A 23,339-nucleotide genomic window follows, 5' to 3' on the forward strand; every position below is an offset into this window, starting at 1 on the left:
TGTTTCGCCCTATGGCCGCCCACCGCCCGACTCGGTTGGCTGAGAGGTCACCGGACGGGCTGATCGTGTCGGCCTGTGCCAAGGGACAGCCCGATTCGGACTTGTTCGGGGGACGTGACAACATGCCGTCATGTCCTCCGCACTGACCGATCTCTTCCCACATCCGATCGTGCAGGCCCCCATGGCGGGCGGTGTCTCCGTCCCGCAGCTCGCTGCCGCCGTGTCCGAGGCGGGCGGGCTCGGGTTCCTCGCGGCCGGGTACAAGACGGCCGACGGCATGTACCAGGAGATCAAGCAGCTGCGAGGACTGACCGGCCGTCCCTTCGGCGTGAACCTGTTCCTGCCGCAGCCCGAGTACGCCGAGCCCGCCGCCGTCGAGGTGTACGCCCACCAGCTGGCCGGCGAGGCCACCTGGTACGCCACGGAGCTCGGCGACCCGGACAGCGGGCGCGACGACGGCTACGACGCCAAGCTCGCGGTGCTGCTGGACAACCCCGTTCCGGTGGTGTCCTTCCACTTCGGTGTGCCGAGCCGGGAGGCGCTCGACGCCCTCCGTCGCGCCGGCACCCTCACCCTCGTCACCGCGACCACGCCGGAGGAGGCCCTCGCCGTGGAGCGGGCCGGCGCCGACGCGGTGATCGTGCAGGGCATCGAGGCCGGCGGCCACCAGGGCACCCATCGCGACATCCAGGAGAACGACGGCTCCGGTATCGGCCTGCTCTCCCTCGTGGGCCAGGTCCGCGAGGCCGTCGGCCTGCCGATCGTCGCCACCGGCGGGCTGATGCGTGGCAGCCAGATCGCCGCCGTCCTCGCCGCGGGCGCGAGCGCGGGACAGCTCGGCACCGCGTTCCTGGCCACCCCCGAGTCGGGCGCCCACGCCGTGCACAAGCAGGCGCTGACCGACCCGCTGTTCGTCCGTACCGAGCTGACCCGCGCCTTCTCCGGGCGCCCCGCCCGCGGACTGGTCAACCGCTTCCTGCGCGAGCACGGCCCGTACGCGCCCGCCGCCTACCCGCAGGTCCACCACATGACCTCGCCACTGCGCAAGGCGGCGGCCAAGGCGGGCGACGCGCAGGGCATGGCGCTGTGGGCGGGGCAGGGCCACCGGATGGCCAGGGACCTGCCCGCCGGGCAGCTGGTCGAGGTGCTGATCGCCGAACTCGACGCGGCCAGGGCGTCGTTGTCGCGGGGCGAGACCCGATGACCGCGCCCGTCTTCGTCGTCGAGCACTTCCGTGCCGGCGGTGGTGGGCAGTACGTCCTCGACGGGCCCGAAGGGCGGCACGCCGTCTCCGTGAAGCGGCTGCGGCCCGGCGAGACGGTCGTCCTCACCGACGGCAAGGGCCGCTGGTCGGACTGCGACGTCGTCGGCACCGAGGGCAAGGACCGGCTGATCGTCCATATGACCTCGGTGTCCGAGGAGCCCCCGGAGTCCCCGCGGATCACCGTCGTGCAGGCCCTGCCCAAGGGCGACCGTGGTGAACTCGCCGTCGAGACCATGACCGAGACCGGCGTCGACGCCATCGTGCCGTGGGCCGCCGCCCGCTGCATCACCCAGTGGAAGGGCGAACGCGGACTGAAGGCGCTCGCCAAGTGGCGGTCGACGGCCCGCGAGGCCGGCAAGCAGTCCCGGCGGGTCCGCTTCCCCGAGGTCGCCGACGCGGCGAGCACCAAGCAGGTCGCGGCGCTCCTCGCCGAGGCCGACTTCGCCGCCGTACTGCACGAGAGCGGGGACGAACCGCTGGCCACGGTCGAACTGCCGTCCTCCGGAGAGATCGTGCTGGTCGTCGGGCCCGAAGGGGGCGTGGCCCCCGAGGAGTTGGCGCTCTTCGAGGAGGCCGGCGCGCAGGCGTACCGACTCGGGCCCACCGTGCTGCGCACGTCGACCGCCGGTACGGCGGCGGCCGCCCTGCTGCTCGGCCGCTCCGGCCGCTGGTCCTGACGTCAGGGAGAGAACCGTGGAACTTGCTCAGGTACGGCTGCTCGTCACCGACTTCGCCGCCTGCTACCACTTCTACGCCGAAGTCCTCGGCCTCAAGCCCCAGTCGGGGGCGACGAGCGGGCCGTACGAGAAGTTCAGTCCCGCCACCGGCGCCGCGGGCATCGCCCTGCAGGACCGTTCGATGATGGCCGAGGTCCTCGGTGAGCTGGGCGACTCGGCGACCGGTCACCGCTCCCTGGTGGTCCTGCGCGTCGACCACCTGGACACGTACTGCGAGGAGATCGCCGGCCGGGGCGCGGCCCTGATCCACGGCCCGGCCCCCATGACGGACCGCATGCGCGTCGCCCACCTCAAGGACCCGGAGGGCAATCTGGTGGAACTCCAGGAGTGGCTGCTGCTGCGCACCTGACGACGACGGATGCGAACAGCTCCCAGCCGTCCACCTCGGCGGACCCCGCCAGGAGCCCGCGCCGCCGCGCCTCGTCGACGAATGCGCGTACGACACCGGGCTCGTGCAGGTTGAGCACGCCGTCGTTGGTGCACACGCAGCCCGAGGGCAGGTACCCGTCGGCGATCCCGCGCCCCTCGCCCTCCCGGAAGACGATCCGGGTGACGGCACCGTCCCGGTGCAGGCTGCGCACCTCGCTGCAGGGCTCGCCGCCGCCGTGCCGGTGACGGACGTTCCACACAAAGACGGTCCGCTCGTCGACCACGAGTCTTCTGAGCCGGCGTTCGTATCGCATCCGTTCAGGCCAGGCGCCGGGCACCGTCGGTACGCTGATCGTCAAGGGTCCTCTGCGCGCGGGTAGTTGGGTGACAATCGATCGTGACCCGAGAGGGCGGCGAGTGGCCGTATGCGCCCTACCGTGCCGACCGGGTCAGTGGCAGGCTGTCCTCCATGGGGGCGTTGAGGCGGATTTGGCGTCGGCCGCGTGCGGCCCGTGTGGCCGCTGTGGCCGGGCTCGCGATCGTGGCCGTGGGCGGAGCCGTGGCGTGCGAGCCCGGTGGGCTCAGTTCCGCGGCGGTGGCGTACACCACCGACCAGACCGCGACGAAGGAACTCGAGCGGCAGCACGTCGACGTGCGCTGGCTCAGCTGCACCGCCAACTACGGCAACGGCAAGGTCTACACGCCCGGCAAGTCCTCGCCCTCCGCCACCGAGGAAACCGTCGCCACCGTCGACTGCCAGGGCCAGACCGACGACGGCAAGGACATCACCGTCACCGGCAAGGTCACCCGTGCGGTCGACGGCGCGTGCGTACGCGGGGACCTCACCGCCAAGGTGGACGGCAAGGTGTTGTTCCACGTCAACGGGCTCGGCGACTGCAACGCGACCCCCTCGCCGGTCAATCCGCCCGGCAACGGGGGCGGCCGGCCCGGGCCGACCGTCACCGTGACCGTCACCAAGACCATCTGGTGCCAGGGCGACCCGCAGTGCCGGCCCGTGGAGGGCAAGTGAGCAAGCGACCTCGCTAAGTGATCCAAAGCCCTGTCCGCGGACGTCGTCCCTGCATATGGTGATCGCGTGACACAGTCGGCAGCGCTTTCTTCCTATCTCCGGTTCCCTCACCTGCACGGTGAACTGGTCGCCTTCACCGCCGAGGACGACGTCTGGCTGGCCCCCCTCGACGGCGGCCGGGCCTGGCGGGTCAGCGCCGACAACGTGCCGGTGACCATGCCGCGCATCTCGCCGGACGGCACCACGGTCGCCTGGACGTCCGTCCGTGACGGCGCCCCCGAGGTGCACACCGCCCCCGCCGACGGCGGGCCCTCCACCCGCCTGACGTACTGGGGGAGCAACAAGACCCAGGTGCGCGGCTGGACCCCGGACGGCCACGTCCTCGCGCTCAGCACCCACGGCCAGGCGAGTCTGCGCCGCACCTGGGCCCGCGCCGTCCCGCTCGACGGCGGACCGGCCACCACCCTGCCGTACGGGCCGGTCGGCGACGTCGCCCACGGCCCGCACACCGTGCTGCTGTCCGCGCCCATGGGGCGCGAGGCCGCCTGGTGGAAGCGGTACCGGGGCGGTACGGCGGGCAAGTTGTGGATCGACCGGGACGGTGATGGTGAGTTCGTACGCCTTCACCAGGAGCTCGACGGGAACATCGAGTACCCCGTGTGGGTGGGGGAGCGCCTCGCCTTCCTGTCCGATCACGAGGGCACCGGAGCGCTGTACTCCTCCCTCGCCGACGGATCCGACCTGCGGCGCCACACCCCCCTCGACGGCTTCTACGCCCGGCATGCCGCGAGTGACGGCACCCGTGTCGTGTACGCCTCCGCCGGTGAACTCCTGCTGCTCGACGACCTGGACGGCGCCGAGCCGCGCCCGCTCGAGGTCCGGCTCGGCGGGCAGCGCACCGACCGGCGGCCGTTCCCGGTGACCGCGTCCCGCTGGTTCGGGTCCGGGTCCCCCGACCACACAGCGCGCGGCAGCGCGGTCGCCGTGCGCGGATCGGTGCACTGGGTCACCCACCGCTCCGGGCCCGCACGCGCGCTCGCCTCCGAGCCGGGCGTACGGGCCCGGCTGCCGCGCACCTTCCGCGCCGAGGGCGAGGAGTGGGTGGTGTGGGTGACGGACGCCGAGGGCGCGGATGCCCTGGAGTTCGCTCCCGCGACCGGTCTCGCGCCCGGCGCGACCCCGCGCCGCCTCGCCGCCGGACGGCTCGGCCGGGTCCTGGAGCTCGCCATGGCGCCCGACGGCAGCCGCGCAGCCGTCGCCGCGCACGACGGACGGCTGCTGCTCGTCGAGCGGGAGACCGGCGAGGTCCGTGAGGTCGACCGCAGCACGGACGGCGAGGTGTCGGGGCTGGTCTTCTCACCGGACTCGGCCTGGCTCGCGTGGTCGCACCCGGGACACCGCCCGCTCAGCCAGCTCAAGCTCGCCAACACCACCGACCTGTCGGTCACCGAGGCGACCCCGCTGCGCTTCCAGGACTACGACCCCGCGTTCACCCCCGACGGCAAGCACCTCGCCTTCCTGTCGACCCGATCCTTCGACCCGGTCTACGACGAGCACGTCTTCGACCTGGCCTTCGTGGTCGGCTCCCGCCCCCACCTCATCACCCTGGCGGCCACCACACCGTCCCCCTTCGGCCCGCACCGGCACGGCCGCCCCTCCGAGGCCCCCGACAAGGACGAGACGCCCGACAGCGAGGGCGCCCCGACCACCCGCATCGACATCGAGGGCCTCGCCGACCGGATCGTCCCGTTCCCGGTCGAGGCCGCCCGCTACACCAACCTGCGCGCCGCCAAGGACGGTGTGCTGTGGCTGCGCCACCCGGTGCGCGGTGTCCTCGGCGCCTCCCGGGCCACCCCGGACGACCCCGACCCGCACACCGAGCTGGAGCGCTACGACCTGGTCCAGCAGCGCATCGAGCACCTCGCCGCCGACGCCGACCACTTCGAGGTCAGCGGCGACGGCAAGCGGCTGCTGCTGTGGTCCGACGGCAAGCTGAAGGTCGTCCCCAGCGACCGGCGCGCCTCCGGCGACGACGACAGTGACACCAACATCACCGTCGACCTCGGGCGGGTACGCCAGACGATCGACCCGGCCGCCGAGTGGCGGCAGATGTTCGACGAGACCGGCCGCATCATGCGGGACAACTTCTGGCGCGCCGACATGGGCGGCGTCGACTGGGACGGCGTACTCGACCGCTACCGGCCCGTCGTGGAGCGGGTGGCGACCCACGACGACCTCGTCGACCTGCTGTGGGAGGTGCACGGCGAGCTCGGCACGTCGCACGCGTACGTCATGCCGCGCGGCGGATACGGCCGCGGCGCCCGGCAGGGACTGCTCGGCGCCGACATCTCCCGGCACGAGGACGGCAGTTGGCGCATCGACCGCGTCCTGCCCGCGGAGACGTCCGACCCCGACGCCCGCTCCCCGCTCACCGCGCCCGGCGTCGCGGTGCGCGCCGGTGACGCGATCGTGGCCGTGGGCGGGCAGCCGGTGGACCCGGTGGCCGGGCCCGGGCCGTTGCTCGTCGGTACGGCGGGCAAGGCGATCGAGCTGACCATTTCGCCGGCCGGAGGGGGCGAGGTACGGCACGCGGTCGTCGTGCCCGTCGCCGACGAGGAGCCGCTGCGGTATCACGCGTGGGTGGCGGACCGGCGGGCGTACGTCCATGAGAAGTCCGGCGGGCGGCTGGGGTATCTGCATGTGCCGGACATGCAGGCGCCCGGCTGGGCCCAGATCCACCGTGACCTGCGGGTCGAGGTGGCGCGGGAGGGACTGGTCGTCGACGTCCGGGAGAACCGGGGCGGGCACACCTCGCAGCTCGTCGTGGAGAAGCTGGCGCGGCGGATCGTCGGCTGGGACCTGCCGCGCGGCATGCGGCCGGTCAGCTATCCGGAGGACGCGCCGCGCGGGCCCGTCGTCGCCGTGGCCAACGAGTTCTCCGGGTCCGACGGGGACATCGTCAACGCGGCGATCAAGGCGCTGGGGATCGGGCCCGTGGTCGGGACGCGGACGTGGGGCGGGGTGATCGGGATCGACAGCCGGTACCGGCTGGTGGACGGGACGCTGATCACGCAGCCGAAGTACGCGTTCTGGCTCGAGGGGTACGAGTGGGGCGTGGAGAACCACGGGGTGGATCCGGACGTGGAGGTGGTGCAGCGGCCGCAGGACTGGGCGGCGGGGAGGGATGTCCAGCTGGACGAGGCGGTGCGGTTGGCGTTGGCGGCGCTGGAGTCGACCCCGGCCAAGACGCCCCCTGCGCTGCCGTGACCGTCCCGTCGGCCCCGGCCAATACGCCGCCCGCGCTGTCGTGACCGTCCCAGGGGGCTCCCGCCCCCGGGACCCCCGGCCCATGCCCACCCACCACCGACTCGGTCGGACAGCCAGTCACCTCTCGATACGATGCCCCCGTAAGAGATCAACCCGGCCTGAGGAGGCACACGCATGGCAGGGGAGCCGCAGGACGACTGCCTGTTCTGCAAGATCGTCGAAGGTCATGTCCCGGCGACGATCGTCCGCGAGACGGAGACGACCGTCGCGTTCCGTGACATCAACCCCCAGGCGCCCACCCACGTCCTGGTGATCCCCAAGGCGCACTACAAGGACGCTGCCGAGCTGGCCACCGTCGAACCCGCCCTCGCCGCGGACGTCCTGCGCGAGTCCCAGGCCGTTGCCGACGAGGACAAGCTGGACAGCTACCGCATCGTCTTCAACACGGGCACCGGCGCGGGCCAGACCGTCTGGCACGCGCACGCCCACGTGCTGGGCGGCCGCGGCCTGCAGTGGCCCCCCGGGTAAGACGACGTGTCCGTACGCGAACTGGTCGTCCTCGGCACCGCCAGCCAGGTCCCGACCCGGCACCGTAACCACAACGGCTACCTGCTGCGCTGGGACGGGGAAGGCATCCTCTTCGATCCGGGCGAGGGCACACAGCGCCAGATGCTGCGTGCCGGGGTCGCCGCGCACGACCTGAACCGGATCTGCGTCACGCACTTCCACGGCGACCACTCGCTGGGCCTCGCCGGTGTCATCCAGCGCATCAACCTGGACAAGGTTCCGCACCCGGTCACCGCCCACTACCCGCGCTCCGGCCGGCGCTTCTTCGACCGCCTGCGGTACGCCACCGCCTACCGCGAGACGGTCGAGATAACAGAGGTTCCGGTGGACGCGGACGGGGTGATCGCGGCCACGGAGACCTTCACCCTCGAAGCCCGCAGGCTCTCCCACCCCGTGGAGTCCTACGGCTACCGGCTGATCGAGCCCGACGGGCGCCGCATGCTGCCCGGGCGACTCGCCGCGCACGGGATCAAAGGGCCGGACGTCGGCCGCCTCCAGCGCGAGGGCACTCTCGACGGCGTGTCCCTGGAGGACGTCAGTGAGGTGCGGCGCGGGCAGCGGTTCGCATTCGTGATGGACACCCGGTTGTGCGACGGGGTGCACGCCCTGGCCGAGGGCTGCGACATGCTGGTCATCGAGTCGACCTTCCTCGACGAGGACGTGGAACTCGCCGTCGAGCACGGGCATCTGACGGCCGGTCAGGCGGCGGGAGTCGCGCGGGACGCGGGCGTGCGGCACCTCGTGCTGACCCACTTCAGCCAGCGCTACTCCGAACCGGACGAATTCGAGCGGCAGGCGCGGGCGGCGGGCTTCGAGGGCGAGCTGACCGTGGCGCACGATCTGCTCCGAGTGCCGGTCCCGAAACGCCGGTAAAACAGCCGTACGATGCTTTGATGTCCATCCCGAAAGCTGAACTGCACCTCCACATCGAAGGCACCCTCGAGCCCGAGCTTGCGTTCGCGCTTGCCGCGCGCAACGGCGTGACCCTGCCGTACGCGGACACCGACGAGCTCCGCAAGGCGTACCAGTTCGAGGATCTGCAGTCCTTCCTCAACCTGTACTACGAGCTCATGGCGGTCCTGCGCACCGAGCGGGACTTCGAGGACCTCGCGGACGCCTACCTCGCGCGGGCCGCCGCGCAGGGCGTGCGGCACGTGGAGATGTTCTTCGACCCGCAGGCCCACATCGCCCGCGGGGTGGACATGGGCACGGTCGTCGAAGGTCTGTGGCGTGCGCTGGGGCGGAGCGAATCGGTCCACGGCATCTCCGCCCAGCTCATCATGTGCTTCCTGCGCGACGAGTCCGCCGAGTCGGCGCTGCGGACGCTCGAGGCGGCCGAGCCGTACCTCGACCGGATCACCGGCGTCGGACTCGACTCGGCCGAGGTCGGGAACCCGCCGGCGAAGTTCCGCGAGGTGTACGAGGCGGCCGCCGCCCGGGGGCTGCGGCGCGTGGCGCACGCCGGGGAGGAGGGGCCTGCCGAGTACATCGCCGAGGCCCTGGACGTGCTCGGCGTCGAGCGGATCGACCACGGGCTGCGGTGCATGGAGGACCCGGCCCTCGTCGAGCGGCTCGTGCGCGAGCGGGTTCCGCTGACGGTGTGCCCGCTGTCGAACGTGCGGCTGCGGACCGTGGACGTCCTCGCCGACCATCCGCTGCCCGCCATGCTCGACGCCGGGCTGCTGTGCACGGTCAACTCCGACGACCCGGCCTACTTCGGCGGCTACGTCGGCGACAACTTCGACGCCGTGGGCAGGACGCTGGGCCTGTCCGAGGACCTGCTGCGCGAACTGGCCCGCAACTCCTTCGTCGCGTCCTTCCTGGAGCACGACGAGGACCGTCGGGCGCGGTACCTCGCCGAGGTGGAGGCGTACGAGTTCTCGTAGGGCCTACGCCCCAGGGCCTGTCCGGCGGATCATGCCGCAGACTTGGGGCTCGGCCCGCACATCCGCGGGCACCAACCCCGCTCACCGGTGCTGACCAGGTGCCGCTACTTCCCTGCGACTTGATCTGCCGGACAGGCCCCGGTCGCCGCCGGCCGCCGTGTCGTCGGCCCGCTGGGCAGGTACGGCCGGGTGCTCCACCGGGACCTCCACGACGGCCGCGGTGCCGCCGCGCCGGCGGGTCGCGCCGGGCATTAGCGGGCACCCGGAGGTGTGCAGGGCGACCGCGGTCATGGGGACGGCGACCGTCCGGAGCAGATCGCGGCCCGCACCCGGCTGTCCCTCATCGCCTACCAGCGCGGCCAAGTGGCCTTCACCGCGGCCTCGTTGAAGCGCATCGCCGCCTTCCGGCCGCCATCGGCCTCAAGGACGTCCACAGCGACCTCGACCGCCAACAGTGCCTCACCCTCGCCGCCCCCGAGGACTTCGTGGTCTTCAACGGCGCCGCCACCGCCGAGACGCAGGCTCGCGCTTACGCCACCGTCGGCGTTCTGGCCTGCTCCTCCGCCGTCCACGCCTTCGCCCCGAGATCGCCAACGCTTTCTTCGCCGCGCTGCGAAAGGGGCTCTGACCCGCACGTGTGCACGGGTCTGCGCTGTTTCGCTCAGCCCACGGGGCGCTGCTGGTTCTCGATGTACCGGCGTACGACGGTCAGCGGTGCCCCGCCGCATGATCCGGCGAAGTAGGAGCCGGACCAGAAGTGCCCGCCCCACGGATGGCGGTGGCCCAGCGCGGTGACGTAAACCGAATGTTACTGTGATCGCGTGGTCACGTAACGTGCTCAGGCGAAGCGGCGCACGCGGCCCGCATCATGTGGCACTGCCTGCACGCATGGTGGACGATGCTCCCCAAGCCGCCCGGAAGGTCCTGCACCTGTACCGGATGGGCCTCGCGCTCATCCCGGCTGCCGGGAGGGCAGTCGTCAGGCGCGCTCGTCGCGTCAAGCCCGCCACCGCAAGGTAGGCAGGAATCTCCTTCCTGAGGCTTGTCGAAAGGAGGAGAGCATTCAAGTCCCGCTCGTCGAACTCACCGCGTGCCCGGATACGCCGTGTCGTCGGTGAAGGCGGGGCCCGGCTGCGCGGCTGTCCGGTGGGCCCCGTGCGCGCCCCGCTCACCGACCCGTAGGCCGCCGACCTGGCCGACCTCAGAACCTGCTCACGACCGGCCTCGACCTCGTAGGAGCCGCCCTGTGAACCTCACGATCGCGAGCGTCCGCCTGACTCCGATCCTGGTCGCCGACCCGCCCCTGCTGAACACGCAGGGCGTGCACCAGCCGTACACCCCCCGGCTGATCGTCGAGGTGGAGACGGCGGACGGGATCACGGGCATCGGCGAGACGTACGGCGACACCAAGTACCTGGAGTTGGCGCGGCCTTTCGCCGAGACGCTGAAGGGGCGTCAGGTCAGCGATCTGAACGGGCTGTTCGTGATCGCCGACGAGGTCTCCGTGGACGGCTCCCGGGTCTCCGGGCAGGTCGACGTCGGAGGTCTGCGCGGCGTCCAGACCGCCGACAAGCTGCGGCTGTCCGTCGTCTCCGGATTCGAGGTCGCCTGCCTCGACGCCCTCGGCAAGGCGCTCGGTCTGCCCGTGCACGCGTTGCTCGGCGGCAAGGTGCGGGACGCCGTCGAGTACAGCGCGTACCTCTTCTACAAGTGGGCCGGCCACCCCGCGGGCGTCGCCTGCGAGAGGGACGACTGGGGTGCCGCCCTCGACCCGGCCGGAGTCGTCGAGCAGGCACGGAAGTTCAAGGAGCGGTACGGCTTCACCTCCTTCAAGCTCAAGGGCGGCGTCTTCCCGCCGGACCAGGAGATCGCCGCCGTGCGCGCGCTGGCGGAGGCCTTTCCCGGGCACCCGCTGCGTCTCGACCCCAACGGCGCCTGGAGTGTGGAGACTTCGCTGAAGGTGGCGAAGGAACTCGGGGACGTCCTCGAGTACCTGGAGGACCCCGCGCTCGGCACCCCCGCGATGGCCGAGGTCTCGGCCGGCACCCACGTCCCGCTGGCCACCAACATGTGCGTGACGACGTTCGCCGAGATCAAGGAGGCGTTCACGCACGACGCCGTCCAGGTGGTGCTCTCCGACCACCACTACTGGGGCGGGCTGCGCAACACACAGCAACTCGCCGCCGTCTGCCGGACCTTCGGCGTCGGGGTGTCCATGCACTCCAACACCCACCTGGGGATCAGCCTCGCCGCGATGACCCACGTCGCGTCCACCGTCCCCGGCCTCCGCCACGCCTGCGACTCCCACTACCCCTGGCAGTCGGAGGACGTGCTCACCGAACGGCTGACCTTCCACGACGGCAGGGTCACCGTCCCGGACGCACCCGGCCTGGGCGTCGAACTCGACCGCGAGAAGCTGCGGCTCCTGCACCGGAGGTGGCTCGACGACGACGGCACCCTGCGGGACCGCGACGACGCGGCGTCCATGCGGGTCGCCGAGCCGGGGTGGGTCACGCCGGTGGTGCCTCGCTGGTAGGGGTGGATCAAGCAGAGGGCCGGCCGACCTGACGCAGGGCGAGGGTCCGGCGTGACAGCCGTCGTGTTGTCGGTGGCGTGGTGCAGACTGGGCTGATCGGCACCACGTCAGGGAGCGCACCGTGACCGCGTCCACCGGAGAGGACCCCCGTAACCGGCCCCAGGTCGATCCCCTGGCCGCCCTGCGCACGCCGGACGACCCGCCCTGGGACGTCTACCTCACGGGCACGGTCTTCCTCGACATCATCTTCACCGGGCTCGACTCCGCCCCGGTGCGCGGGACCGAGTCCTGGGCGCGCGGGATGGGGTCGAGCCCGGGCGGCGTCGCCAACATGGCCACGGCGCTGGCCCGCCTCGGCCTGCGTACGTCGCTGGCGGCGGCCTTCGGCGACGACCACTACGGCGAGTACTGCTGGGACGCGCTGGAGCAGGGCGAGGGCATCGACCTGTCCCCGTCGCGCACGGTGCCCGGCTGGCACTCCCCGGTCACCGTCTCCATGGCGTACGAGGGTGAGCGCACGATGGTCTCCCACGGTCACGAGCCGCCCCCGGAGGAGCCCGCCCCCGACTGCCCCCCGCGTGCGCGGGCGGCGGTCGCGTCGCTGGTGCAGGGCAAGCGGGCGCCCTGGATCGCCCAGGCCGCGAGCAAGGGCACGTGCCTGTTCGCCGACGTCGGCTGGGACGACACGGGGGCGTGGGATCTTGCGGCGCTGGCCGATCTGGAGCACTGCGAGGCGTTCCTGCCGAACGCCGAGGAGGCGATGCGGTACACGGGCGCGGAGTGTCCGCGGGCGGCGGCCCACGCCCTGACCGAGTACGTGCCGCTGGCGGTCGTCACGCTCGGGGCGGAGGGGGCGTACGCGGTGGACGGGCGGACGGGGGAGACGGCCGAGGTCCCCGCGATCGCCGTGGAGGCCCTCGACCCCACCGGCGCCGGAGACGTCTTCGTGGCCGGCTTCGTCACCGGCACCCTGGCGGGGTGGCCGCTGGCGGACCGGCTGGCGCTGGCGGGGCTGACGGCGGCGCTGTCCGTGCAGGAGTTCGGCGGGTCCTTGTCGGCGCCGGGGTGGGCGGAGATCGGGGCGTGGTGGCGAAGGGTGCAGTCGGTGGACGGGCAGGATCCGGAGGCCCTTCAGCGGTACGCGTTCCTGGAGGCACTGGTACCGGAGGAGGCGGCGGCACGCCCTTGGCCCCTGCGGAGGGCGGTACCGACGATCGGGTTCGGCAGGTCGGCCTGACGCCGGTGACCCATGGCGGCTCAGCAGCCGCCCGCGCTGTCCAGGACGGCGGTCACCTGTTCGCGGACCACCTCCCGGGCCGCGGCGGGAAGCGTGCCGATCGCCGTACGGCCCAGGGCGTCGAGAACCGGACCGGCCTCGGTGCCGTACGCCGTGCTCGCGGTGAGCACCTCGTATCCGTCACGGACGGCGACGCGCAGGACGGGCCGGTCCCCGTCGGCGGCCTGCACGGCGACGGCCACCACGAGGGGCGGCGCCCCGCCCGCCTCGCCGGACAGCTTGCGATAGCCACTGGCCACCGGCTCACGCCAGCGCAGACTCAGCAGCATCGGGCGTTTCGCCAGCAGTTCGGTCAGGTCGGTCTCGAAGGGACCGCCCGCATCCAGCACCACCGCCCGGGCGTCCAGGACGTGGGCCGCGGGCAGCAGACAGCGCAGCGTGCTGCCGACGATGTTCCCGCCGACCGTGGCGGCCCGGCGCACGGCCCCGGTCCCCACACCGGAGGCCGCCCGTCGCAGCACCTCCGGTACCCGCTCGTCGATCCGGTGCAGCGGCACGGCCGCGCCCACCGTCTCGGCCCCGATCACATTGGCCTCCGGCAGTTCGCGCAGCGACACAGCCTGCTGGGGGAAGCCGTCCCGCTGCCAGGTGGCCCACACGAGCGTCGCCCCTCCGATGGGCACCGCCCCCTCGGCCAGACACTCCTTCGCTTCGGACACGGACGTGGGCAGACGCAAGAGCACGGCGGCCGACCTGCTTTCCCTCCACGGCCGGCGGTGGATGACGCGACACCGGCCAGTTGTTCTGCTGACGTGGCGCATTCTGCACACTTGCGAGGGAGCGCGGACAGGGCTCACGCCGCCACTCCGTGCGCTCCTCCTGCTCCCGTGCGCACCCTCGGCCCGGGTGAGCCCCCTCGACTTTCCCGGCCCAGGGGTACCGAAAAGCCCTACGGCGTTGTCAGTGCCCCGTCGTACCCTTGATACCGCGAGGCCGCCCTCAGCTATGCGGCCGTGAAGAGGAGGAACCGCAGGCCTACAGAGCCGGCCCATGACTCAGACACCCACAGCTCACACCCCCGCGCAGGGGCAGGCGAGAGCACAGTTCACGGTCCCTGCCCAGCACCCGATGGTCACCGTGCTGGGTTCCGGCGACTCCCTCCTGCGCGTGATCGAGAAGGCCTTCCCGGCGGCCGACATCCACGTCCGGGGCAATGAGATCAGCGCGGTCGGCGACCCCGCGGAAGTCGCCCTCATACAGCGCCTGTTCGACGAGATGATGCTGGTGCTCCGCACCGGACAGCCGATGACGGAGGACGCAGTGGAACGCTCGATCGCCATGCTCAGGGCGAGCGAGAACGGGGAGGGTTCCGAGGAGACGCCGGCCCAGGTGCTCACACAGAACATCCTGTCCTCGCGCGGCCGCACGATCCGCCCCAAGACCCTCAACCAGAAGCGGTACGTCGACGCGATCGACAAGCACACGATCGTCTTCGGCATCGGCCCCGCCGGCACCGGCAAGACGTACCTCGCCATGGCGAAGGCGGTGCAGGCCCTGCAGTCCAAGCAGGTCAACCGCATCATCCTGACCCGCCCGGCGGTGGAGGCGGGGGAGCGGCTCGGCTTCCTCCCGGGCACCCTCTACGAGAAGATCGACCCCTACCTGCGCCCGCTGTACGACGCCCTGCACGACATGCTCGACCCCGACTCGATCCCGAGGCTGATGGCGGCGGGGACGATCGAGGTGGCGCCGCTGGCCTACATGCGTGGTCGTACGCTCAATGACGCCTTCATCATCCTGGACGAGGCCCAGAACACGAGCCCCGAGCAGATGAAGATGTTCCTCACCCGTCTCGGCTTCGACTCGAAGATCGTGATCACGGGTGACGTGACGCAGGTCGACCTGCCCACCGGCACCAAGTCGGGTCTGCGTCAGGTCCAGGAGATCCTGGAGGGGCTGGAGGACGTCCACTTCTCCCGGCTCACGTCCCACGATGTCGTACGGCACAAGCTCGTCGGCCGTATCGTCGACGCTTACGAGAAGTACGACACCAAGCACGGCACCGAGAACGGCACTCACAAGGGCGGCCGGGGCAGGTCGTCCGGGCACAAGGGGAAGTAGACACAGCACGACCATGTCGATCGACGTCAACAACGAGTCCGGAACCGAGGTCGACGAGCAGGCGATCCTCGACGTCGCCCGCTACGCGCTCGCACGGATGCGCATCCACCCGCTCTCCGAACTCTCGGTGATCGTCGTGGACGCCGACGCCATGGAGCAGCTGCACATCCAGTGGATGGACCTGCCCGGGCCGACGGATGTCATGTCCTTCCCCATGGACGAGCTGCGGCCGCCGTCCAAGGACGACGAGGAGCCCCCGCAGGGGCTCCTCGGCGACATCGTGCTGTGCCCGGAGGTCGCCAAGAAGCAGGGTGAGGAAGCGCCGACGCAGCACTCCATGGACGAGGAGCTCCAGCTGCTCACCGTCCACGGCGTGCTGCATCTTCTCGGGTACGACCACGAGGAGCCCGACGAGAAGGCCGAGATGTTCGGTCTGCAGGCCGCGATCGTGGACGGCTGGCGAGCGGAGAAGGGCCTGACCGGCCCGTCCCCGGCCCCGACCGTGTCATGAGTCCCACCCTCGTCGCCGGAGCGATCGCCCTGGTCGTGGTCGCGTGGCTGGCCGCCTGCGCGGAGGCGGGCCTCGCGCGCGTCTCCAGCTTCCGCGCCGAGGAGGCCGTGAAGTCCGGCCGCCGCGGCAGCGCCAGGCTCGCCCAGGTCGCCGCCGACCCGACGCGCTACCTCAACGTGGCGCTGCTGGTCCGCGTCGCCTGCGAGATGGCGGCGGCCGCCCTCGTCACGTACGCCTGTCTGCAGGAGTTCGACGGGACGACCGAGGCCCTGCTCGTCGCGATCGGCGTCATGGTCCTCGTGTCGTACGTCGCCGTCGGTGTCTCCCCGCGCACCATCGGCCGCCAGCATCCGCTGAACACGGCGACGGCGGCGGCGTACGTGCTGCTGCCGCTCGCCAGGATCATGGGGCCGATCCCGCCCCTGCTGATCCTCATCGGCAACGCCCTGACCCCCGGCAAGGGTTTCCGCCGCGGCCCCTTCGCCTCCGAGGCGGAGCTGCGGGCGCTGGTCGACCTCGCCGAGAAGGAGTCCCTCATCGAGGACGAGGAGCGCCGCATGGTGCACTCCGTCTTCGAGCTGGGCGACACGCTCGTTCGGGAGGTCATGGTCCCGCGGACCGACCTGATCGTGATCGAGCGCTACAAGACGATCCGCCAGGCCCTCACCCTGGCGCTGCGGTCCGGCTTCTCGCGCATCCCGGTGACCGGTGAGAGCGAGGACGACATCGTCGGCATCGTGTACCTGAAGGACCTGGCCCGCAAGACGCACATCAGCCGGGACGCCGAGTCCGAGCTGGTGTCGACGGCGATGCGGCCGGCGGCCTTCGTGCCCGACACCAAGAACGCCGGTGACCTGCTGCGGGAGATGCAGCAGGACCGCAACCACGTCGCCGTCGTCATCGACGAGTACGGCGGCACGGCCGGCATCGTCACCATCGAGGACATCCTCGAGGAGATCGTCGGCGAGATCACCGACGAGTACGACCGTGAACTCCCGCCGGTCGAGGAGCTCGGCGAGGACCGCTACCGGGTCACCGCCCGCCTCGACATCACCGACCTCGGGGAGTTGTACGGCCTCGAGGAGTACGACGACGAGGACGTGGAGACGGTCGGCGGGCTGCTGGCCAAGGCGCTGGGCCGCGTCCCCATCGCCGGGGCGTCGTCCATGGTCGAGCTGCCCGACGGACGCGACCTGCGGCTGACCGCGGAGGCCGCCTCGGGACGCCGGAACAAGATCGTGACCGTGCTGGTGGAGCCGGTGGGACCGGCCGAGCCGCCGGAGGACGAGGAGACGAAACCGGAGTGACCCCTCAGGAGCTGCGTTCCTTCTGTCTGTCCTTCAACGACACCGTCGAGGACTTCCCGTTCCGCCCGGAGATCTCCGTCTTCAAGGTCGCCGGCAAGCTCTTCGCCCTGACGACCCTGGACGCCCGGCCCCTGACGGTCAATCTGAAGTGCGACCCCGAGGACGCGGTGCGGCTGCGCAGCGAGTACGAGGGCCTCGTCGTCCCCGGCTACCACATGAACAAGCGCCACTGGAACACGGTGACGGTCGACGGCGGCCTCCCCGACCGGCTGGTCCGGGAACTCATCGAGGACTCCTACGACCTGGTCGTGGCCGGCCTGCCGAGGGCGGAGCGGCTGCGCCTCGACCGCCCCTGAAAAACGCCCTGTCCCGCGGATGTGACCCCGTGTCACAATCCGGCGCATGACCATTCGATACCCGCGCCCCCTGCGCCCCGGTGACCGTGTCGGTGTCACGTCTCCCTCCAGCGGAGTCCCGGAGGCGCTTCGGGAGCGACTCGACGTGGCCGTACGCGAGGTGGAGGAGCGTGGGTACGAGGTGGTCGTCGGCCGGTGCATGGACGGTGCCGGGCACGTCAGCGCCCCCGCCGCCGAACGCGCCGCCGAACTGATGGAGATGCTGACCGATCCCGGCATCCGGGCCGTGGTGCCCCCGTGGGGCGGGGAGACCGCGATCGACCTGCTGCCGCTGCTGGACTTCGACAAGCTGCGGGCCGCCGAGCCGACCTGGATGGTCGGCTGGTCCGACATCTCGACGATCATCACCCCGCTGACTCTGCTGACCGGGGTGGCGACGGTGCACGGCAACAACCTCATGGACACTCCCTACCGGACGCCGGAGGGCCTGCTGTCCTGGTTCGACATCGTCGCCGCCCCGCAGGGCGAGCCGTTCACCCAGATTCCGCCGGGCCGCCACCGCACCACGGGCTGGGACGACTACCGCCTCCACCCGGACGTCCGCGAGCTCACGCTCGACTCCTCCGGCACCTGGACCCGTCTGGACGGCGACACAGACGTGGACGTGACGGGCAGGCTGATCGGCGGCTGCATCGAGACCCTGGCCAACGTCGCGGGGACCCGCTACCTCGACACGTCGTCCTTCGCGCGCGCATCGGCCCCTGAGGGGCTGCTCGTGTACGTCGAGGCGTGCGAGGACAGCGCCTACACCATCTGCCGCAACCTGCACGGCATGCGGCTGGCCGGGTTCTTCGACGCGGCGAACGCCGTACTCGTCGGCCGTACCGCGGCGCCCGACGGCCCCACCCTCACCCAGCACGAGGCGGTCCTCGACGCGCTCGGCCCGCTGAACGTGCCGATCGTCGCGGACGTCGAGTGCGGACACGTCCCCCCGTATCTGCCGCTCGTGAACGGAGCACGTGGCCGTGTCGTCCACACGGCCACACGCTCCGAGCTCACTCAGACCCTCGGCTGACGCCCGCGCAGTCCCAGCGCCACCAGGACCGCCGCCGCGAGCACGATCGCCGCGTCCAGGGCCAGTACCGTGTGCACGCCCGACAGCAGGTCGTCCGAGGTGGTGGCCAGGACGCCGAGCAGCGGGATGCCGACGGTGATACCGACCTGCTGGGTCGAGGTGACCAGGCCGGTGGCCAGGCCCTGCTCCTCGTCCGGGACACCGGAGGTGACGGTCACGCCGTACGAGATGATCGCGCCCAGATGGCACATGCTGGCCAGCGAGACGGCGGCCGTCGCGAGCCACGCCGACCAGACGTGGGCGTTCAGGCCCAGCATGGCGGCGACCAGCACGCCCTGGCCGACGAGCGAGCCGACGAGGGTACGGCGGGCGCCGAAGCGGCCGATGACCTTCGCCGCGTATGCGCCCGCGACCGCCGACAGCACGCCCTGCACGCCGAAGACCAGGCCCGTCTCGAAGGCCGTCAGACGCAGGACCTCCTGCAGGTAGAGGGTCAGCACGAACACGACGGTCGACATCATCGAGAACGTGACCAGACCGCCCAGGTTCCCCCAGGCCACGGTGCGGCGGCGGAGCATCGGCAGGGAGACCAGCGGGGTCCGCGTGCGGGACTCGACGACCACGAAGGTGGCGAGCAGCAGGACGCCCGCGACGAGCGTGGTGACGACGTCGGTTCGGGCGAAGCCGTGGTCGGCGGCCGTCGACAGGGCGTAGATCAGGGAGAGCAGACCGCCGGTCACGGTGACCGCGCCGGGGACGTCCAGGCGCGGGCGTTCCGGGATGGGGGTACCTCCCATGCCCTTAGGGCCATGGGGGAGTGACTCGGGCAGCAGACCGGGCGCCAGCGGCAGCACGATCAGGGCGAACACGGAGAGCAGGCCCATCGTGGAACGCCAGCTCAGCACATCGGTCAGGACGCCGCCGGCCACCATGCCGACCGTGAAGCCGAGGGAGAGGAGCGTCCCCGAGATGCCGAGCGCACGGTCGCGGGCCGGCCCCTCGGCGAAGGTCGTGGTCAGCAGGGACATCCCCGTCGGCACGATCGCCGCCGCGGCCAGGCCCTGCAGGGCGCGTCCGGTGAGGAAGGAGGCCGGGTCCCAGGCGAAGGTCGCGAGCAGCGAGGCCGCGCCGAACAGGGCGAGGCCGGTGAGGAACAGCCGGCGACGGCCGTACAGGTCGCCGATGCGCCCGAACAGCAGCAGGAAGCCGCCGGAGGGGAGGGCGAACGCGGTGACCGCCCACTGCAGGGCGGACCGGCTCATGCCGAGGTCGGCACCGAGCACGGGCAGTGCCACGTTCAGGACGGAGAAGTCCAGCGCGACCATGAACTGGGCGGCGCACAGGACGAAGAGGACGAGCTTGTCGCGCGTCGACAGCCGTGGGGTGTCGAGCGGCGAGGTCGAGGAAGTGGTGGTGTCGATCGCCATGGACAGCAGCCTGCGGGCGCCGGAATAGCCGTGGGGAGCGGGAAGTTGTCGTGGTGGTGGCACCACCAGCCAGAGACCGAGGGGGATCGGTACGTGCCTGAGGATGCGCCCAAGACCCGGCACCGGCGGCGCGAACTGCGGGAGTTCCTGATGAGCAGGCGGGCGCGGGTGACGCCGGCCGAGGCGGGACTGCCCGGCGGCGGTGCGCGCCGCCGCACGCCGGGCCTGCGCCGCGAGGAGGTCGCCGTGCTCGCCGGTGTGGGCGCCTCCTGGTACCAGTGGCTGGAACAGGGCCGGGACATCTCGGTCTCCCCGCAGGTCGTCGACTCCGTCGCCCGGGTCCTGCGGCTCAGCGACGCCGAACGCCGTCATCTGTACGTCCTGGCCGGGCTGAACGCGCCCGCGCCCGAGGTCGAGCCCGGGAAGCGGGACATGTGCGAGGGGCTGCGGCGGCTGATCGACGCCTGGATGCCGTATCCGGCCCACGTCATGGACATGTACTACAACTGCGTGATGTACAACGACGCCGCCGCGATGGTGCTCGGCATGCGTCCGGACATCACTCAGAACTGCCTGATCGACTTTTTCACGGACCCGATGTACCGGTCCCGTTCGAAGAGCTGGGAGCGGAACGCGCGCACGGTCGTCGCGCAGTTCCGGGCGGCGTGCGCGGCACGGCCGGACGACGAGGGGTACCAGGCCGTGCTGGCCGAAGTGAGGGCCGCGAGTGCGGAGTTCACCGAGCTGTGGGAGCGGCGGGACATCGAGGACGCCGGGCAGATCCCCAAGGAACTGGACCATCCGGTGGTCGGGCTGCTGTGTCTCGAGGCGAGCGTGATGAAGATGCCGGTGCGGCCCGATCTGTCGATCGTGCTGCACACGCCGCTGGACGAGGCGAACACGGCGGCGAAGCTGGAGTGGCTCGCCTCTCCGGAGGGGCGGCGCGGGGCGATGTACCCCGTGGCGGGCTGACCGGCGCGGTGCTCCGTATGCTCGGATCATGACCGACACCCACGCCCTCGACCCCGAGGACCGCAAGATCGTCACCCTGGCCCGCTCGGCCCGGGCCCGCAACAGTGTGCCGGAGGGCGCCGCCGTGCGCGACGAGACCGGCCGTACGTACGTCGCCGCAACCGTCGCCCTCGACTCGCTGAAGCTGAGTGCGCTGCAGACCGCGGTGGCGATGGCGGTCGCGTCGGGGGCGAAGTCGCTGGAGGCGGCGGCGGTGGTGACGGAGGCAGAGGGACCCACCGCCGCGGACCTGGCGGCCGTACGGGATCTCGGCGGGGCGGGGACCCCGGTGCTGGTGGCTTCGCCGGACGGAACGGTTCAGGCCACGCTGCCCGCGGGCTGAGGTCCAGCGGGCTCCGCCTCCTGGACCTCGGCTTGTGCCCATCCACCTCCCGCCTCGGAAGGGCAGGAGGCGGAGCTCGCCGGCGGCTCGGTCAGCCCATAGGTGAACCGAAAACTTCTCTTGCCATGCGTCGCCACGTGCGCATCAATGGAACCGGTAATTCCGACGGACCGTCAGATTCACCGCTTGGCAGTGTGTCCGCACCCACCTGCCCCCGTCGGCCCGTCGGCGCGCACCTCCCGTCCATCCCCACATGGCATTCCCCGACCCGGGAAGGGAGCCCAACCCCCATGAAAGGCAAGCGAATCGGAACAGGTGCGGCACTGGTCGCCGGGGCCCTCGCGGTCACCGGACTCGCGCTCGCGCCCACCGCCCTCGCCGTCACCCCCGACACCGCGACGATCACCGCCGACTGCGGCGCCTTCGGCGGTGGCGAGGCCACCCTCACGGCCACCCAGGACGGCACCGCCGCCACCATCACGCTGACCTCCTCCGCGATCACCGCACCCCTCGCCCTCGCGGAGGACTCGATCACCTCCACCCTCACCTTGGTGAACGCGAACGGCGGCACCACCGCGTTCACCGGTACGGAGAATCCGGCGATGGCCGCCGGGGACCCCGTGACGGTCGGTCCGCTCGGTGGCACCGTGGCCTCCGGCGACAGCCTCGAGGCCTACGGCGGCTCGCTGCAGATGACGGTCTTCGGGATCACCATCACCTGCACGGCGACCGGACCGCAGTCGCCCGGCCCGTTCGTCTTCGACTGAGCCGGCCTGACCGCAAGGCTCAACCGGACCGTCAGTTCCGGATGTTCACAGCAAACGAACAGGAGTCGAACAGGAACTGACGGTCCATCAGTTAATCGCCGCGCATCCATTGACTTCTCACGCAATCCACACATCAATGCCCCCTGTCGGCGCAGAAGAGCCGCTGCGCCCGCATCCCTCAGGAGGGGGCACATCCATGGCCTCGACCATCCGAAGACGCCGCTGGGCCGCGCTCCTCGGCGCAACCGCGCTCGCGGTCACCGCGGGCGGCGCACTGGCCTGCCCGGCCGGCGCCGCGGGCACGGACGTGGACTTCGCCACGCACTGCATCCCGCCCGCGATCGCCGGCATCCCGCCGATCGACGGCACCACCACCGCGAACATCTCGGTGGACAACACCAGCCCCAAGGTCGGCGACACCGTCACCGTGACCTACACCGTCGTCAAGCCCGCCGCCAGCAACCCCACCGACCTCGCCCTCCCGGCCGACATCATGACGCCCACCGGCAAGGTCACCCTCGGCGGGGCGCAGACGGGCGACGTGACGGTGGCCGGTCCCAAGAAGAACGATCCCGTGCCGGGCAAGGGCGCCTTCCCGTCCTTCTCGATGACCGGCACCTTCACCGTCACCACGGCCGGCGCCATCACGCTCTCGCCGGGCGACTACAACATCCACACCAGCTACATTCTCGAACTGGACACCCCCTGCACCGTCACCAACCCGCCCGCCCCGGTCTCCGAGACCCTGACCGCGACGGACGGCAACCCGCCGGCCAACACCCGTGCCATCTCGCTCGGTTCGGCCTCCGGGAAACCCGGTGACAGCGTCACCGTCACCGGCAGCAACTTCGCGGCGGGGGCGACGGTCACCCTGGCCGGACGGTCCGGCGGCACCCAGACCGCGGACACGGCGACCGTGACCGCGGACAGCGCGGGCGCCTTCAGTGGGTCGCTCGTCGTCAACGACCTCACGACGACCGGCGTCGTGGCGTACGAGGGCAGCGCCTGGAGCTCCGACAAGGGCGCCGGGCCCGCCGCGTACGTCGTCGTCGACGACACGCCCGTCCCCGAGGGCAGTCAGAAACTCACCACCACCGTGAAGGCGGGGACGCTGTCCATGTCCCAGGCCGGGGACTCCGTCCAGCTGTCGGCGGTCGACTTCGGCAAGGGCGGGGCGTCCGAGGGTGCCCTGCGGACGGTGACCGTCAAGGACTTCCGTGGCGGGCCCGCAGGCTGGTCCCTCACCGGCAAGGTCACCGACTTCACCGGTCCCGGCGCCAAGATCGATGCCGGGAAGCTGAGTTGGTCTCCCGCCTGCGTCACCAAGGCGGGCAGTCCGAGCACCTGCCAGGCCGGTTCGGCGGGCACGGTGGGCAGTTCGGGAGCGACCCTGGCGTCCACCCCCGACGGCACGCTCACCGGCGGTGAGTTCACCGTGGACGCGGGGCTCTCCCTGAACGTGCCGGCGTTCACACCTCCGGGCTCGTACTCCGGCGTGCTCACGCTCACCCTCACCTGACGGCCCGAC

General features: G+C 71.5%; 22 protein-coding genes and 4 pseudogenes. 21 read left to right on the plus strand and 5 right to left on the minus strand.

Annotation, left to right across the window (positions count from 1 at the left end; genetic code table 11):
• The first annotated feature begins 130 nt into the window (after positions 1 to 130).
• Genes ABZO29_RS29155 through ABZO29_RS29165 form a run of 3 tightly spaced genes read left to right on the plus strand, consistent with a single transcriptional unit; the run spans position 131 to position 2,350 of the window.
• Entirely contained in the window at positions 131 to 1,204 is a 1,074-nt protein-coding gene (locus tag ABZO29_RS29155; RefSeq protein ID WP_367323138.1) for a nitronate monooxygenase, read from the plus strand.
• Positions 1,201 to 1,941 (plus strand): 16S rRNA (uracil(1498)-N(3))-methyltransferase, encoded by a 741-nt coding sequence (locus ABZO29_RS29160; RefSeq protein ID WP_367323139.1) that lies wholly within the window; start codon positions 1,201 to 1,203, stop codon positions 1,939 to 1,941. The genes ABZO29_RS29155 and ABZO29_RS29160 overlap by 4 nt, the downstream gene beginning before the upstream one ends.
• A 16-nt stretch (positions 1,942 to 1,957) precedes the next feature.
• Positions 1,958 to 2,350 (plus strand): VOC family protein, encoded by a 393-nt coding sequence (locus ABZO29_RS29165; RefSeq protein WP_367323140.1) that lies wholly within the window; start codon positions 1,958 to 1,960, stop codon positions 2,348 to 2,350.
• Here the strand turns inward: ABZO29_RS29165 and ABZO29_RS29170 are convergent.
• Positions 2,292 to 2,684, minus strand: a complete 393-nt coding sequence (locus ABZO29_RS29170; protein WP_367323141.1) for a hypothetical protein — start codon at positions 2,682 to 2,684, stop codon at positions 2,292 to 2,294. The two genes, ABZO29_RS29165 and ABZO29_RS29170, sit on opposite strands and share 59 nt — an antisense overlap.
• A 155-nt stretch (positions 2,685 to 2,839) precedes the next feature.
• Here ABZO29_RS29170 and ABZO29_RS29175 point away from each other — a divergent pair, with 155 nt between their 5' ends.
• The 5 genes from ABZO29_RS29175 to ABZO29_RS29195 all read left to right on the plus strand — a co-directional run bounded on the left by ABZO29_RS29175 (position 2,840) and on the right by ABZO29_RS29195 (position 9,120).
• Positions 2,840 to 3,400 (plus strand): hypothetical protein, encoded by a 561-nt coding sequence (locus ABZO29_RS29175; protein ID WP_367326283.1) that lies wholly within the window; start codon positions 2,840 to 2,842, stop codon positions 3,398 to 3,400.
• Between the two features lie 66 nt (positions 3,401 to 3,466).
• Positions 3,467 to 6,667, plus strand: coding sequence for a S41 family peptidase (locus ABZO29_RS29180; RefSeq protein ID WP_367323142.1), 3,201 nt, complete (start codon positions 3,467 to 3,469; stop codon positions 6,665 to 6,667).
• Positions 6,668 to 6,841: 174 nt separating this feature from the next.
• A complete protein-coding gene (locus tag ABZO29_RS29185; RefSeq protein WP_367323143.1) occupies positions 6,842 to 7,195 on the plus strand; it encodes a histidine triad nucleotide-binding protein in 354 nt (117 codons plus the stop codon).
• Positions 7,196 to 7,201: 6 nt separating this feature from the next.
• On the plus strand, positions 7,202 to 8,107 hold the full coding sequence (locus ABZO29_RS29190; protein WP_367323144.1) for a ribonuclease Z: 906 nt from the start codon (positions 7,202 to 7,204) through the stop codon (positions 8,105 to 8,107).
• A 20-nt stretch (positions 8,108 to 8,127) separates the two neighbouring features.
• Positions 8,128 to 9,120: an adenosine deaminase gene (locus tag ABZO29_RS29195; RefSeq protein ID WP_367323145.1), complete on the plus strand. Its 993-nt coding sequence runs from the start codon at positions 8,128 to 8,130 to the stop codon at positions 9,118 to 9,120.
• 81 nt (positions 9,121 to 9,201) lie between these two features.
• Here the strand turns inward: ABZO29_RS29195 and ABZO29_RS29200 are convergent.
• Positions 9,202 to 9,423, minus strand: a pseudogene (locus tag ABZO29_RS29200) (hypothetical protein); the annotation flags it as partial.
• Here ABZO29_RS29200 and ABZO29_RS29205 point away from each other — a divergent pair.
• A pseudogene (locus tag ABZO29_RS29205) lies at positions 9,424 to 9,742 on the plus strand (dihydrodipicolinate synthase family protein); the annotation flags it as partial. It abuts the pseudogene before it with no gap.
• 39 nt (positions 9,743 to 9,781) lie between these two features.
• On the opposite strand, the pseudogene ABZO29_RS29210 reads toward ABZO29_RS29205, so the two are convergent.
• Positions 9,782 to 9,889, minus strand: a pseudogene (locus ABZO29_RS29210) (transposase); the annotation flags it as partial.
• 298 nt (positions 9,890 to 10,187) lie between these two features.
• On the opposite strand from ABZO29_RS29210, the pseudogene ABZO29_RS29215 reads away from it, so the two are divergent.
• From ABZO29_RS29215 to ABZO29_RS29225, 3 genes and pseudogenes are all read left to right on the plus strand, one after another.
• Positions 10,188 to 10,370: pseudogene (locus ABZO29_RS29215) on the plus strand (5-dehydro-4-deoxyglucarate dehydratase); the annotation flags it as partial.
• The gene (locus ABZO29_RS29220) at positions 10,367 to 11,656 is read left to right on the plus strand and encodes a glucarate dehydratase family protein (protein WP_367323146.1); all 1,290 of its coding nucleotides are present in this window, start codon (positions 10,367 to 10,369) and stop codon (positions 11,654 to 11,656) included. The pseudogene ABZO29_RS29215 and the gene ABZO29_RS29220, both read left to right, overlap by 4 nt.
• Positions 11,657 to 11,777: 121 nt before the next feature.
• Positions 11,778 to 12,893, plus strand: a complete 1,116-nt coding sequence (locus ABZO29_RS29225; protein WP_367323147.1) for a carbohydrate kinase family protein — start codon at positions 11,778 to 11,780, stop codon at positions 12,891 to 12,893.
• 20 nt (positions 12,894 to 12,913) lie between these two features.
• Here the strand turns inward: ABZO29_RS29225 and ABZO29_RS29230 are convergent, their stop codons facing one another.
• Positions 12,914 to 13,636, minus strand: a complete 723-nt coding sequence (locus tag ABZO29_RS29230) for an FAD binding domain-containing protein (RefSeq protein WP_367323148.1) — start codon at positions 13,634 to 13,636, stop codon at positions 12,914 to 12,916.
• A gap of 307 nt (positions 13,637 to 13,943) precedes the next feature.
• Here ABZO29_RS29230 and ABZO29_RS29235 point away from each other — a divergent pair, with 307 nt between their 5' ends.
• The 5 genes from ABZO29_RS29235 to ABZO29_RS29255 are packed head-to-tail and all read left to right on the plus strand — an operon-like array spanning position 13,944 to position 18,263.
• The gene (locus tag ABZO29_RS29235) at positions 13,944 to 15,014 is read left to right on the plus strand and encodes a PhoH family protein (protein ID WP_367323149.1); all 1,071 of its coding nucleotides are present in this window, start codon (positions 13,944 to 13,946) and stop codon (positions 15,012 to 15,014) included.
• A gap of 13 nt (positions 15,015 to 15,027) precedes the next feature.
• The gene (gene ybeY, locus ABZO29_RS29240) at positions 15,028 to 15,525 is read left to right on the plus strand and encodes an rRNA maturation RNase YbeY (RefSeq protein ID WP_367323150.1); all 498 of its coding nucleotides are present in this window, start codon (positions 15,028 to 15,030) and stop codon (positions 15,523 to 15,525) included.
• Positions 15,522 to 16,832, plus strand: a complete 1,311-nt coding sequence (locus ABZO29_RS29245) for a hemolysin family protein (protein ID WP_367323151.1) — start codon at positions 15,522 to 15,524, stop codon at positions 16,830 to 16,832. The genes ybeY and ABZO29_RS29245 overlap by 4 nt, the downstream gene beginning before the upstream one ends.
• Entirely contained in the window at positions 16,829 to 17,188 is a 360-nt protein-coding gene (locus tag ABZO29_RS29250) for an MmcQ/YjbR family DNA-binding protein (protein WP_367323152.1), read from the plus strand. Before ABZO29_RS29245 ends, ABZO29_RS29250 begins: the two co-directional genes overlap by 4 nt.
• A 46-nt stretch (positions 17,189 to 17,234) precedes the next feature.
• Entirely contained in the window at positions 17,235 to 18,263 is a 1,029-nt protein-coding gene (locus tag ABZO29_RS29255) for a S66 peptidase family protein (protein ID WP_367323153.1), read from the plus strand.
• On the opposite strand, the gene ABZO29_RS29260 is transcribed toward ABZO29_RS29255, so the two are convergent.
• Complete coding sequence (locus tag ABZO29_RS29260; protein ID WP_367323154.1) at positions 18,248 to 19,690, minus strand: MFS transporter; 1,443 nt, start codon at positions 19,688 to 19,690, stop codon at positions 18,248 to 18,250. The two genes, ABZO29_RS29255 and ABZO29_RS29260, sit on opposite strands and share 16 nt — an antisense overlap.
• Positions 19,691 to 19,840: 150 nt before the next feature.
• Between ABZO29_RS29260 and ABZO29_RS29265 the strand changes: the two genes are divergently transcribed.
• The 4 genes from ABZO29_RS29265 to ABZO29_RS29280 all read left to right on the plus strand — a co-directional run bounded on the left by ABZO29_RS29265 (position 19,841) and on the right by ABZO29_RS29280 (position 23,330).
• Positions 19,841 to 20,662: a helix-turn-helix transcriptional regulator gene (locus tag ABZO29_RS29265; protein WP_367326284.1), complete on the plus strand. Its 822-nt coding sequence runs from the start codon at positions 19,841 to 19,843 to the stop codon at positions 20,660 to 20,662.
• Positions 20,663 to 20,690: 28 nt separating this feature from the next.
• Entirely contained in the window at positions 20,691 to 21,044 is a 354-nt protein-coding gene (locus ABZO29_RS29270) for a cytidine deaminase (protein ID WP_367323155.1), read from the plus strand.
• 290 nt (positions 21,045 to 21,334) lie between these two features.
• Complete coding sequence (locus ABZO29_RS29275) at positions 21,335 to 21,811, plus strand: hypothetical protein (protein WP_367323156.1); 477 nt, start codon at positions 21,335 to 21,337, stop codon at positions 21,809 to 21,811.
• A 196-nt stretch (positions 21,812 to 22,007) separates the two neighbouring features.
• Positions 22,008 to 23,330 carry a beta-xylosidase gene (locus ABZO29_RS29280; protein WP_367323157.1) on the plus strand — a complete coding sequence of 441 codons (1,323 nt, stop codon included), beginning with the start codon at positions 22,008 to 22,010 and terminating at the stop codon, positions 23,328 to 23,330.
• The last annotated feature ends 9 nt before the right edge of the window (positions 23,331 to 23,339 follow it).

Source organism: Streptomyces sp. HUAS ZL42 (assembly GCF_040782645.1).
Lineage (GTDB): Bacteria > Actinomycetota > Actinomycetes > Streptomycetales > Streptomycetaceae > Streptomyces.